The 12,358-nt window shown below is 72.1% G+C and carries 9 protein-coding genes; 4 read left to right on the top strand and 5 right to left on the bottom strand.

All coding sequences use genetic code 11. The annotated features are described in order from the left end of the window. Nucleotides 1–33 precede the first annotated feature (33 nt). Nucleotides 34–1,056 (bottom strand): endonuclease/exonuclease/phosphatase family protein, encoded by a 1,023-nt coding sequence (locus IF188_RS08560; protein WP_191171351.1) that lies wholly within the window; start codon nucleotides 1,054–1,056, stop codon nucleotides 34–36. A gap of 106 nt (nucleotides 1,057–1,162) precedes the next feature. Between IF188_RS08560 and IF188_RS08555 the strand changes: the two genes are divergently transcribed. Next, nucleotides 1,163–2,026, top strand: coding sequence for a PHP domain-containing protein (locus tag IF188_RS08555; protein ID WP_191171350.1), 864 nt, complete (start codon nucleotides 1,163–1,165; stop codon nucleotides 2,024–2,026). 60 nt (nucleotides 2,027–2,086) lie between these two features. On the opposite strand, the gene IF188_RS08550 is transcribed toward IF188_RS08555, so the two are convergent. Both IF188_RS08550 and IF188_RS08545 read right to left on the bottom strand, forming a co-directional pair. After that, on the bottom strand, nucleotides 2,087–2,521 hold the full coding sequence (locus IF188_RS08550) for an SHOCT domain-containing protein (protein WP_191171349.1): 435 nt from the start codon (nucleotides 2,519–2,521) through the stop codon (nucleotides 2,087–2,089). A gap of 103 nt (nucleotides 2,522–2,624) precedes the next feature. Next, nucleotides 2,625–4,142 carry a DEAD/DEAH box helicase gene (locus IF188_RS08545; protein WP_191171348.1) on the bottom strand — a complete coding sequence of 506 codons (1,518 nt, stop codon included), beginning with the start codon at nucleotides 4,140–4,142 and terminating at the stop codon, nucleotides 2,625–2,627. A 195-nt stretch (nucleotides 4,143–4,337) separates the two neighbouring features. Here IF188_RS08545 and IF188_RS08540 point away from each other — a divergent pair, with 195 nt between their 5' ends. Next, nucleotides 4,338–5,051 (top strand): ferritin-like fold-containing protein, encoded by a 714-nt coding sequence (locus IF188_RS08540; RefSeq protein ID WP_191171347.1) that lies wholly within the window; start codon nucleotides 4,338–4,340, stop codon nucleotides 5,049–5,051. Nucleotides 5,052–5,115: 64 nt separating this feature from the next. On the opposite strand, the gene IF188_RS08535 is transcribed toward IF188_RS08540, so the two are convergent. Beyond that, a complete protein-coding gene (locus tag IF188_RS08535) occupies nucleotides 5,116–5,406 on the bottom strand; it encodes a hypothetical protein (protein WP_191171346.1) in 291 nt (96 codons plus the stop codon). A gap of 10 nt (nucleotides 5,407–5,416) precedes the next feature. Then, nucleotides 5,417–5,641 (bottom strand): DUF3107 domain-containing protein, encoded by a 225-nt coding sequence (locus tag IF188_RS08530; protein ID WP_018171265.1) that lies wholly within the window; start codon nucleotides 5,639–5,641, stop codon nucleotides 5,417–5,419. Nucleotides 5,642–5,797: 156 nt separating this feature from the next. Here IF188_RS08530 and IF188_RS20530 point away from each other — a divergent pair, with 156 nt between their 5' ends. Both IF188_RS20530 and IF188_RS08520 read left to right on the top strand, forming a co-directional pair. Beyond that, nucleotides 5,798–8,998 carry a PD-(D/E)XK nuclease family protein gene (locus tag IF188_RS20530; protein ID WP_191171345.1) on the top strand — a complete coding sequence of 1,067 codons (3,201 nt, stop codon included), beginning with the start codon at nucleotides 5,798–5,800 and terminating at the stop codon, nucleotides 8,996–8,998. Next, on the top strand, nucleotides 8,995–12,345 hold the full coding sequence (locus IF188_RS08520) for an ATP-dependent DNA helicase (RefSeq protein WP_224751608.1): 3,351 nt from the start codon (nucleotides 8,995–8,997) through the stop codon (nucleotides 12,343–12,345). Before IF188_RS20530 ends, IF188_RS08520 begins: the two co-directional genes overlap by 4 nt. The last annotated feature ends 13 nt before the right edge of the window (nucleotides 12,346–12,358 follow it).

Below are 12,358 nucleotides of genomic sequence, written 5' to 3'. Positions count from 1 at the left end.
CCCGCAGCCCGCGCGCGGGCGGGCGGGCGAGGCTCATCCGACCGGTTCGTACTGCACGATCAGCGGGCGATGATCCGATCCCGATCCGTCGAGCGAGCGCAGCACGAGCGATCCCGTCGCGCGCCAGTGGGAGGACGCCATGATGTGGTCGATCGGAGCGCCGAGGATCGCCGGCACGTCGGTGGACCAGGTGCCGAGCGCGCCGTTGCCCGTCTCGACCGCGGCATCGGTGCAGTGCCCGAGCGTCGCGCCGTCGATGCCGAGGCCGGTCATGTGGTCGACCGTGGCGTTGAAGTCGCCGGCCATGATGACGTTGCCGTCGCCGCACTGGTCGGCCAGCCACTGCAGGTCGGCGCGCCAGTCGTCCATGTACTCCTGACGGGGAGCGACGGCGTGCGCGGCGACCACGATCGGCCCGTCGCCCGAGACCGGCATCGCGACCGCGCTCGGCACCGTCGAGGTGTTGCTGGTGCCGTCGGAGGAGGACTCGATGACCGAGTAGTCGCCGAGCTCCGGCGAGATGAGGAGAGTCGTGGAACCGGCATCCCATTCGGTCGACGGGTCCTCCGCGTGGTGAGCCCACATGCGATGGCCGAGATCGCGCATCGCCACTGCGACGGCGGCGCCTGTCTCGATCGTCGTCTCGGGAAGCGCGACGATGTCGGCATCCATCGCGACCGCGATCTTCGCGATCGTCTCGGGAGAGGTCGCGGGTCCTGCGGTGTTCCAGGTCATGACGCGCACGCTCGCGTCGGTCCGGGCCGGGAGCGGGTCGGTGCCCAGCCCGCCGCGCGCCATGACGATGGCGCCGTTCGCGACGGCCGCCAGGATCGCGACGACGGCGAGCGACAGCGCGAACGGCCGAATCGGCCGCGCGATCGCCAGCAGCAGCGTGAGGACCGCCGCGACGGCGAACGCGAGCACCACCACGCCGCGGAAGGACACGAGCTGCGCGATCGGGTACGTCCGCTCGACATGGAAGAAGCCGGGCCACGTGAGCACGGCCGCGGCGATGGCGCACAGCACCGTCACGAGGATCCCGAGCAGGCGCAGCACGTCCGCGACTCTATGCCGCCAGGCTGGGAGATCCGTCAGCGCGATGCCCCCGAGAGAGAAGCGCGGGCCGCGTGGCGCGCCCTTGTCGCCGCGCTACGCTCGGAGGATGCCGACGTCGCAGCGCTTCGAGGGACCGAGCGATCTGCACCTGCATTCCGCCCATTCCGATGGCACGCAGCCGCCTGCCGAGGTCATGGCGTCGGCCCATCGGCACGGGGTGCGGACGGCGGCGCTCACCGACCACGACACGACCTCGGGATGGGCCGAGGCGGCCGAGGCTGCGGCATCCCTCGCCATGACCTTCATCCCGGGCATGGAGCTGTCGGCGCGCCACGAGTGGCGCAGCGTCCACGTGCTGGCGTACCTGGTCGACCCCGACGAGCCCGAGCTTCGGGCGATGACCGAGCGGATCCGCTCGTCGCGGCTCGACCGTGCGCGGATCATGGCCGACCGCATCGCCCGCGACTACGACCTGGTGTGGGACGACATCCTCGCCCAGACCACCGACGGGGCCACGGTCGGGCGTCCGCACATCGCCGACGCGCTCGTCGCGCGCGGACTCGTGCGCGACCGGGCGGAGGCCTTCTCAGGCATCCTGAGCCCCGGTGGCGACTACTACGTCGCGCTCTACGCCCCGGATCCGGTCACGGCCGTCGGCCTGGTCGTCGGCGCCGGGGGAGTGCCGATCATCGCACACCCGGCTGGACGCGCCGGGCTGCTCCCGGCGAAGCTGATGACCCGCATGCTGGATGCCGGCCTCGCCGGGTTCGAGCTCGGCCACCGCGAGAACCGCGAACCCGGGCTGCAGACGCTGCGCGAGCTCTGCCGGGATCGGGATCTCATCGTCACCGGGTCCAGCGACTACCACGGGCTCGGCAAGCCCAACCAGCCCGGCGAGCACACCACGGGCGACGACATGGTCGCCCGCATCATCGGCCGCGCGACAGGAAGCGCCCCCGTCTACCCGTGAGGGTGGACGAGGGCGCTCGCTGAACGGCGGATGCCGCGGGTCAGGCGATCAGCGGACCGATCAGCCCAGCGCCTTGGTCTTCAGCGCGTCGTACTCGGCCTGCGTGATCGTGCCGGCGTCGAGCAGCGCCTTCGCCTTCGCGATCTCGTCGGCCGGGCTGGACGCGCCGCCGGCGACCGACTTGATGTACGCGTCCTGGGCGCTCTGGATCTCGGAGGCCTCCTTCGCGCTGCGCTTGGCCATGCCGTTTCCGCGGGCGATGAGGTAGACGAGCAGCGTCAGGAAGGGCACGAAGATCAGGAAGATGATCCAGACGGCCTTCCACCAGCCGTTCAGCTTGTGGTCGCGGAACAGGTCGGCGATCACGGCGAACAGCGCGAACAGGTACGCCATGAAGAAGAAGATCCAGAGGAACCACCAGATGATGTCCCAGAACGAGCCCCAGAAGCCCTGGTACTCGTAGCTGATGGGCACGGCGTTTTCGAGGAATCGCACGGTATACCTTTCTTAGATGCGAGGTCGCGGCGTCCCGCCGCGTGGCCTCACACTAGCGCTGAAAGAACGCTGAGTGTCGGAGCCGCGACCGCGCGCGACACAGTCAGGCGCCGGCGGGGGCGGCACCGCCGCCCGAGCCGCCACGGCGGCGTCGGCGACGACGCGGCGCCGGCCGCCCGTCGTGGTGCTCCTTGCCGCCGCCGTCGTGCGTGCCGCCGCCGTCCGCGTCGCGGTCGCCCTCGGGCTGCGCGCCCGGCTCGCCGGCGGGCTTGCCGCCGCCCTCCGCGGTCTCGAAGGTCGAGCCGACCCGTTCGGCCGAGCTGCCCGAGCGGCGACGCCGACGCCGGCGGCTGGGCGCCTGACCGTCGGACTCGGCGGCGGCTGCGGCATCCGAGGCCTTCTCGGGCTGGACGCGGACAGCCTGCGTCTTGGGGGTCGTCGCGATGCGTCCCTTCGTCCCGGCGGGGATGTCGAGGTCGGTGTACAGGTGGGGGCTCGACGAGTACGTCTCGACGGGCTCCGGCTGACCGAACTCGAGGGCGCGGTTGATGAGGGCCCACTTGTGCAGGTCCTCCCAGTCGACGAACGTCACGGCGATGCCCGTCTTGCCCGCGCGGCCGGTGCGGCCGGCGCGGTGCAGGTAGGTCTTCTCGTCGTCGGGGATGGTGTGGTTGATCACGTGCGTGACGTCGTCCACGTCGATGCCGCGCGCGGCGACGTCGGTCGCGATCAGGACGTCCTTCTTTCCCGCCTTGAAGCCCGCCATGGAGCGCTCGCGCGCCTCCTGGCTCATGTCGCCGTGGACGGCGCCGGCGTTGAAGCCGCGATCGCTCAGTTCGTCGACGAGCTTCTGCGCCGCGCGCTTGGTGCGGGTGAAGATGACGGTCTTGCCGCGGCCCTCGGCCTGCAGGATGCGGGCGATGACCTCGTCCTTGTCGAGCGAGTGCGCGCGGTAGACGAGGTGGCGGATGTTCGCCTGCGTGAGGCCCTCGTCGGGGTCGGTGGCGCGGATGTGGATCGGGTTCGACATGAACCGGCGCGCCAGCGCGACGATCGGGCCGGGCATCGTGGCCGAGAACAGCTGCGTGTGCCGGATGGCGGGGACCTTCGAGAAGATCTTCTCGATGTCGGGGAGGAATCCGAGGTCGAGCATCTTGTCGGCCTCGTCGAGCACGACCTCGGTCGCGTGCGAGAGGTCGAGCAGGCGCTGGTTGTTGAGGTCGATGAGACGCCCCGGTGTGCCCACGACGATCTGCGCGCCGGCCTTGAGCTGGTCGATCTGGCCCTCGTAGGCCTTGCCGCCGTAGATGGCGACCACGCTGGTCGAGCGGTTCGAGGTCAGCATGTCCATGTCCTCGTAGACCTGCACCGCGAGCTCGCGCGTCGGCACCACGATGAGCGCCTTGACGCCGGGCGCGGGGTCGAGACCGAGTCGCTGGACGACCGGGATGCCGAAGCCGAAGGTCTTGCCCGTGCCGGTCTTGGCCTGGCCGATGATGTCCTGGCCGGGCAGCCCCAGCGGGATGGTCTGCTCCTGGATGGGGAACGCGTCGACGATGCCCTTGGCGGCGAGGGCTTCGGCGATGTCCTGGTCGACGCCGAGGTCGGCGAAGGTCGTCACGATGTGTGCCTGTCCGGCAGTGGGATGCTGCCTGGGTTCGTGCCCGGGCGCAGGAACCGGCCTTGCAGAGGCCGTCCGCGCGGGCGGAAGTGCGATCCACGCCCTTCTCTCCCACAGGCGCGGGCGCCCCGATCCGACGCCGGGGCCGAGACCACGATACCGGAGGTCGTTCATCTGAGCACTTAGGCTGTGCACATGGTCACCTGGTTCTGGCAGCGCCGCGGTGCGCAGCGCAAGCTTCAGCTGCGCTCGCGCGACGACGTCAGCGGCGCCGATCGCGTCGATTTCGCCGAGCTCGCGCCCGACGTCGACACGTTCCTCGGCCAGGCCGCGTATCTGCAGCTGGGGTACTTCGAGACGCTGACCGAGCTGATCCAGACGCTTCCCGAGCTCGCGGAGAAGGAGGCGGTGGCCCGTGCGGCGGGTGCGGCGCTCACCAAGCACGAGGCGCTCGTCGCGCTCGTGCGCGAGCGGGGAGACGACCCGACCGAGCTGATGCTGCCGTTCCGCGAGCCTCTGGACGCGTTCCGTGCGGCGACGCACGGCGTCCGCCCGCAGGAGACGATGCTGTCGGTGCACATCACCGCGGGGATGCTGGACGACTTCTATCTCGCGCTGTCGACGAGCTACGGCGAGACCGGACGCCGTGTCGCCCGGATCCTGCAGGCGGACTCGGACCGGCAGGCGATCGTCGAGATCCTGTCGGACACCATCGCGAGCGACCCGGAGTGGAAGTCGCTCCTCGCGCTGTGGGGACGACGGCTCGTCGGCGACACGCTGCTGATCGCGCGCGCCGCGCTGCAGCCCATGCGGTTGGGGTCGGCCGACGAAGAGAAGGTCGAGCCGGTGTTCACCGAGCTGATGGCGGCGCATTCGCGGCGCATGGACGCCATGGGCCTCGCCGCCTGAGACGAAGAGATCCGGGATGCCGCGTACGCAGCATCCCGGATCTTCGAGGTTCGGCGGTCCGGCGTCAGCCGATGCCCAGGCGCGCCTTCTCGCGGGCGTCGTGGGCGACGCGCACGCGCGACGTGACGATGATCGCCGGGTACGTGACGACGGCGGGGACCACGAGGGCGGCCAGCCACGGCCACGGCGTGTCGACGCCCACACCCAGCCACGTCAGCAGCGCCCAGGCCGCGCCCGCGGACACCGCCCCGATCATCGGGGCGAGTGCGACACCGCGCGTCAGCCGCTGGTGCAGCTGGAAGTGGATGCCGATGCCGATGACCGCGCCGACGATGAACGCGATGAGGATCTGCATGGCGGGGGACTCAGGCGACGAAGCCGACGCGGCGCGACTCTTCGGAGCCGAGCTCGACGTACGCGAGGCCCGCGGTGGGGACGATGTAGGAGTTGCCCTTGGCGTCGGCGAACGTCACGTGCGTGGCGCCGGCGTCGAGAGCGGCGGCGATGGACTTCTTGACATCGGCTGCCGGCTCGTTCGTCTCGAAGTTGAGCTCGCGGCCGGTGTTCGCGATGCCGATGCGGATCTCCACGTGACTGACCTCCTGCGCGGGGCGATGGTTGCTCGGTTCAAGGCTCAGGCTCCCCGGACGCATGGCCACTCTACGACACCGCAGGCAGGCTCCCGCCCGCCGTCGGAACGCTCTGGGCGAACGGCCGATGTCGTCCGCTCGCGCTAGCTTCGAAGGGTGACCCCGGGGAGCCAGACAGCCGTGCCGTTCACGCCCGACGCGCACCAGCAGGCGGTGCTCGCGCTTCCCGTCGACGCGTCCGGCGTCGTCGTCGGGGCGCCCGGCACCGGCAAGACGGCGACGCTCGTCGCGCGCGTGGCGGCTCTCGTCGCCGCCGGCGTCGATCCCGACTCCGTGCTCGTGCTCACCCCGTCGCGCCAGACGGCGACCGAGCTGCGCGACCGGCTCGGTCTCGCGGTGGGCGTCGCGACAGCAGGGCCGCTGGCCCGATCGGTCCCGTCGTACGCGTTCCAGCTCGTGCGCGCGCACGCGGTCGCCGCCGACGCCGATCCGCCGCAGCTGCTCACGGGCGGCGACGAGGACCAGATCATCCGCGATCTGCTCGACGGCGACGCCGAGGACGAGCAGCACGGCCCCTCCCGCTGGCCCGACTGGCTCGGCGCGCCGATCCGCGGCACCTCCGGGTTCCGCACCGAGGTGCGCACCTTCCTCGCGGAATGCACGACGCTGGGCATCGAACCCCGACGGCTGCGCGAGCTGGGTGAGAGGCATGACCTGCCGGCGTGGGTCTCGCTCGCGTCGTTCGCGACGGAGTATCTCGACGTGCGCGGAGCCATGCGCGGCGCGCATCGGGATGCCGCCGGCCTCGTCCGCGAGGCCGTCGGCCTGTTGCGCACCGGAGCCGGGGCCGAGCGCGGCGGGCCGGCCGGCATCCCGGCGATCGACCGGGTGCGGCACGTGCTCGTCGACGATGCCCAGGAGCTCACTCTCGGTGGTGTCGAGGTCATCGAGGCGGTGCACGGCCGCGGCGCGTCGGTGCTGGCGTTCGGCGACCCCGATGTGGGGTCCGGGTCGTTCCGCGGCGCGACGCCCGAGAACTTCGCCCGGCTCGCGGCGTCGCTGGGCGCCGTCCAGGTGCTCGCCGAGGGCCACCGTGGCAGCCAGTGGCAGCGCGAGCTCGTCGGGCGCATCACGCAGCGCATCGGCGCGGTGGGCGTGGTCGCCCACCGCGCCGCGGGCGCGGGCGCCGAGCCCGACGAGACCGTGCGCGCGCTGACGCTCCGTTCGCCCGCCGAGGAGTTCGATGCGATCGCGCGCCTGCTGCGCGAGCGGCACGTGCATGACGGAGTCCCGTGGAGCGCCTGCGCCGTCATCGCGCACGACACGCGCCAGGTCGCCGCGCTGGAGGCCGAGCTCTCTGCGCGCGAGGTGCCGGCGCGGTCGAGCGGCCCCGGCCGCGCGCTCGGCGCGGTGCGGCCGGTCGCCGACCTGCTGCGGCTGATCGAGCTGGCCTCTCGCGCGGAGTGGACCTTCGACGAGGTCCAGGCAGCGCTGGTCGGCACCTACGGACGCCTCGACGTCATCGAGCTGCGGCGGCTGCGCTCCGCGCTGCGACATGCCGAGCTGCGGCAGACGCTCGGCCGCGACGCGGAGTCCGACGGCGAGGGCGCCGCCGGACCCGGGATCGAGCGCTCCGGACGGGACCTGGTGCTGTCCGCCATGGCGCAGCCACTCGAGTTCGACCTCATCGACACCCGTGAGGCGCGCCGCGCCGCCGCGCTCGCGCGCACGCTGGCCGTGCTGCGCGACGAGCTCGAGCGCGGTGCGACGGCCCATGAGCTGCTGTGGACGGCGTGGGACCGCAGCGGGCTGCCGCGCGTCTGGTCAGAGCTCGCGCGCGGCAACGGCCCGCTCGCGGAGCAGGCGAACCGCGACCTCGACGCGCTCGTCGCGCTGTTCCAGGCCGCCAAGCGATTCGTCGAGCGGTCGCTGGACGCCGACCCGAGGGTGTTCGTGCGCTCGATCCTCGACAGCGGGGTGGCAGAGGACCGCCTCGAGGCCCCCTCGCGCGACGACAGCGTGCGCGTCCTCACCCCCGCGGGTGCTCTCGGCCTCGAGTTCGACACGGTCGTGGTCGCGGGCGTGCAGGACGGAGTCTGGCCGAACACCCGCCTGCGAGGGAGCCTCCTCGACACGTGGAGGCTGATGGATGCCGCCACCCGGGCGGACGGCGAGGTCACGGGGTCGTTCGACCGGCGCCGGGCGGCGATGCACGATGAGCTGCGGCTGCTGGCGCGCGCGCTGTCGCGAGCAACCGCCCGCGTCATCGTGACCGCGGTGGACGACGATGACACCGGCCCCAGCGTGTTCTTCGAGATGCTGCCCGATCCCGAGCCGCTCGAGCTGGATCACCCCGTCTCACTGCGCGGCCTGGTGGCTCGTCACCGTCGGGCCCTCACAGCCACCGCAACGCGCGCCGGCGCGCCCGGGCGCGTGTCGTCAGCGGCCGGACGCGCGGCGGCGCAGCAGCTCGCGCTGCTCGCCGACGCGGGCGTTCCGGGCGCGGCGCCGCAGGAGTGGTACGGCGTCGCCGCGCCGACGTCGACGGGACCGCTGCGCGACCTCGCTCGTGAAGACGTGCGGGTCTCGCCGTCCCGTCTGCACGCGTTGGAGGAGTGCGAGCTGAACTGGGTCATCGGCGATCTCGGCGGCGATCCGGGCGGCACGACGGCCGGCCTCGGCACGATCATCCACGCCGCGCTGGAGCACGCCGCGGGGCACGACGAAGCGGCGCTGTGGGCGGAGGTGGAGTCCCGCTGGGGGGAGCTCACCTTCGAGGCGGAGTGGCGCGACCGCGCCGAGCAGACGCGGGCTCGCGACCTCGTCCGGCGTCTGCACCTGTATCTGCGACGCTTCGAGGATGCGGGCGGGACCCTGATCGGCGCCGAGCCGCACTTCGAGGTCGTGATCCCGTTCGCCGAGGAGCATGAGCACCGGGTCATCCTCTCGGGCTATATCGACCGTGTCGAGCTCGCCGCCGACGGCACCGTCGTGATCATGGACCTCAAGACCGGCAAGCGCGAGCCCCAGACAGACGCCAAGGTGCTCGACAATCCGCAGCTCGCCGCCTATCAGCTCGCGTTCGAGTCGGGCGCGATCCCCGAGGCGGCGGGGCATGCGCCCGGCGGCGCGAAGCTGCTCGTGCTGCGGCCGACCGCGGCGCGGTCGGACTATGCGACCCCCTGGCAGCCGCCGTTCGACGACGAGCGGCGCGCGGCCTTCGTGGGCCGCATCCATTCCGCCGTCGCCGTGATGCGCGGCGAGTCGTTCACCGCACCCTATGAGGAGCACTGCCGCGATGAGCACTCCTACGGCCTGTGCCGCATCCACACGATCGGCGCGGTGAGCGCGTCATGACGATCGTGCAGAATCGGGCCGAGGGCGACCTTCGCGCAGACGTGCCGCTGCTGTCGGCGCGCGTCATCGCGGCCGCGCTGGGGCAGTTCCCGCCGACCGCCGAGCAGACCGAGGTCATCGAGGCGCCGCTTGCTCCGGCACTGGTCGTCGCCGGAGCGGGCAGCGGCAAGACCGAGACGATGTCGGGACGCGTCGTGTGGCTCGTGGCGAACGGCATCGTGCGCCGCGACGAGGTGCTCGGCCTGACGTTCACCCGCAAGGCGGCCGGCGAGCTCGCCGAGCGCATCCAGAAGCGGCTGTCGCGCCTCGCCGAGTTCGAGCGGCGGGGGTTGCTCCCGGCGCTTCCCGCGCTCGCCGAGACAGGCAGGCTCGAGGTGTTCGGCGAGCTGGAGCGGTCGGGCGCCGACGGCGCGAGAGCGACCGCCGAGCGGCACCGACTGCTGGACGCGCTCGCCGCCGAGGTCGGCGCCGTCGCTCAGGAGTCCACTGACGACGCGCTCCTGCACCGTCCGACGGTGTCGACCTACAACAGCTTCGCCGACCAGATCGTCCGTGAGCACGCGGTGCGCATCGGCCGGGACGCCGAGGCCGCCGTCCTCTCGGAATCGGCCGCGTGGCTTCTCATGCGCCGCGTCGTGTTCGCCTCGGACGACCCGCGTCTCGAGGCGCGCGGCGAGGCCGTGCGCAGCATCGTCGACGCGGCCCTGCGGATCGCGCGGGACGGCGTCGACAACCTCGTGGACTTCGATGCGCTGGCCGCCTTCCCCGAGAAGTTCCGCACCATCGCGGACCTGCCGTCGACCAACCGGCGAACGACGGTCTACAGCGAGGTCGTCGAGGCGGTCGAGAAGGTCGATGCCCTCGCGCTGCTGGCCGACCTCGCGCGCGAGTACGACGCCGAGAAGCGCCGGCTGGGGGTCATCGACTTCTCGGATCAGGTGGCAGGCGCCTTCGAGGTGGTGACGAGCCACCGTTCGGTCGCCGAGGAGCTCCGCGACCGCTACCGTGTCGTGCTGCTCGATGAGTACCAGGACACCTCAGTGGTGCAGACCGACCTGCTCGCGGCCCTGTTCGCGGGCACGGGCGTCATGGCTGTCGGCGATCCGCACCAGGCGATCTACGGCTGGCGCGGGGCGAGCGCCGGCAATCTCGGCGGGTTCGCCCAGGCCTTCGCGCCCGGGCGAGAGTGCGCGCGCTTCGCGCTCGTCACGAGCTGGCGCAACAGCGCCACCGTCCTCACGGCGGCCAACGCGGTGCTCGCGCCGCTGGCGGCATCCGCCGCGGTTCCGGTGCAGGAGCTGCGAGCGCGCCCGGGGGCGCCCGAGGGGCTCGTCGAGCTGGGCTTCGACGCCGATCTCGACGCGGAGGCCGATCGCGTCGCCGAGTGGTTCGCCCGCGTGCGGACCGATCGCCGGGCCGAAGGGCGCGCGACCACCGGGGCGATCCTGTTCCGCAGCAAGAAGCACATGGTGCGGTTCGGCGACGCGCTCGGACGGCGAGGCATCCCGCACCGCATCCTCGGCCTCGGCGGACTCCTCTCCACACCCGAGGTGGTCGATTTGGTCTGCGCGTTGCGCGTGATCAGCGATCCCTCCGCGGGTTCGGCGCTCATCCGGCTGCTGTCGGGACCGCGATGGGCGATCGGCCTGCCCGACCTGCGCGAGCTCGCGGCACTGGCGCGTCGACTCGCCCGCCACGACGCGTCGCTGCAGCCGCTCGCTCCCGAGGTCGTCGAGAGGATCCGCGGCAGCGCCGGCGACGACGACGGATCGCTCGTCGACGCGCTCGACTTCGTGCTGCGGCAGAAGCCCGACCACGGGTGGCTCGCTGGATTCACGGCCGAGGCGCGGGAGCGGCTGCGCGAGGCAGGATCCGTCTTCGCCGCCCTCCGCCAGGCGAGCGGGATGCCGGTCCCCGAGCTCGTGCGGCTGATCGAACTGGAGCTGCGGCTGGACATCGAGCTCGCGGCCAACGAGTCCCGCGGGCCGGCGCGCGTCGCCTCCGCGCAGCTGCGCGCGTTCGTCGACGAGGTGCACGCGTTCCTCGCCGCGGATGAGACCGGGTCCCTCTCGAGCCTTCTCGCGTGGCTCGACCACGCCGAGCAGCTCGACGAGTTCGCCCCGCGCACCGAGCCGCCCGAGGACGACGTCGTGCAGCTGCTCACGATCCATGGCTCGAAGGGCCTCGAATGGGACGCTGTGGCGGTCGTGCGCATGGTCAAGGACGAACTGCCCAGCACGCCGCGCGACACGAAGGCCTGGCTCGGCTTCGGGGTGCTGCCCTACGCGTTCCGGGGCGACGCGACGTGGCTCCCGATGCTCGCGTGGCAGTCGGCGCAGACGCAGCAGGAGCTCAAAGACGCGATCGGAGCGTTCGTCGAGGCGAACAAGGCGCGTCAGCTCGAAGAAGACCGCCGGCTGGCATACGTCGCCGTCACCCGGGCTCGGGACCATCTGCTGCTCACCGGGTCGAGCTGGTCGGGTACCAAGCGGCCCCGCAGCCGGAGCGTCTTCTTCGCCGAGATCGCCGGTGCACTCGGTGTCGCGCTCTCCGAGGACGAGGCGGGCGAGGACCCGTATCAGGGGGAGCGGCGGGTGCTGCAGTGGCCGATCGACCCCCTGGGTTCCCGGCGGGACGCGGTCGCTCACGCCGCCGATGCCGTCGCGGCCGCGCAGGGCGAGCCGCGTGCGGAGCTCGACGCCCAGGCGGCGCTCCTGCTCGCCGAGCGGGATGCGCGCCGGGCGCGACCCGTCCACACCGCGCCGACCCGCATTCCGGCGTCCCGGTACAAGGAGTACGCGGCCGACCTCGAGGGCACGCTCGCCCGCATCGCCCGCCCGCTGCCCGAGCGGCCCTTCCGGCAGACGCGCCTCGGAACGCTCTTCCACGCGTGGGTCGAGCAGCGCTCCGGTCAGGCCGGGCTCGGCGGCTCGCTCGACGACTCTTTGTGGGAGCTCGATGACGATGCCGCGGGTACCGACGCGTCGGCGGAGGATGCCGCGGCTCTCACCGCGCTGCGCGAGCGGTTCCTGCGGTCGGAGTGGGCTCACCTGCAGCCGATCGAGGTCGAGACCGAGATCGACTTCACGACGATCGGACCCGACAGCCTGCCTCACATCGTCATCTGCAAGCTCGACGCGGTGTATCGCCGTGATGACCGTGCCGGACGCATCGAGATCGTCGACTGGAAGACCGGCGCGGCACCGCGGACACCCGCAGAGAAGGACGAGCGGATGCTGCAGCTCGAGCTGTACCGTCAGGCGTACCACGCGAAGCACGGCGTACCCCTGACGGAGATCGACGTCGCGCTCTACTACGTGGCGGAGGACGTCATCCTCCGGAACTGACCGGATGCCGGCG

It is taken from the genome of Microbacterium helvum (assembly GCF_014779795.1).
Lineage (GTDB): Bacteria > Actinomycetota > Actinomycetes > Actinomycetales > Microbacteriaceae > Microbacterium > Microbacterium helvum.
This window is presented reverse-complemented; position numbering and strand designations above follow the sequence as displayed.

Excerpts from the sequence above, each read along its gene's own strand:
- IF188_RS08555 (WP_191171350.1), top strand. The coding sequence starts at position 1,163 with ATGCCGACGTCGCAGCGCTTCGAGGGACCGAGCGATCTGCACCTGCAT.
- IF188_RS08520 (WP_224751608.1), top strand. The coding sequence starts at position 8,995 with ATGACGATCGTGCAGAATCGGGCCGAGGGCGACCTTCGCGCAGACGTG.
- IF188_RS08535 (WP_191171346.1), bottom strand. The coding sequence starts at position 5,406 with ATGCAGATCCTCATCGCGTTCATCGTCGGCGCGGTCATCGGCATCGGC.
- IF188_RS08540 (WP_191171347.1), top strand. The coding sequence starts at position 4,338 with ATGGTCACCTGGTTCTGGCAGCGCCGCGGTGCGCAGCGCAAGCTTCAG.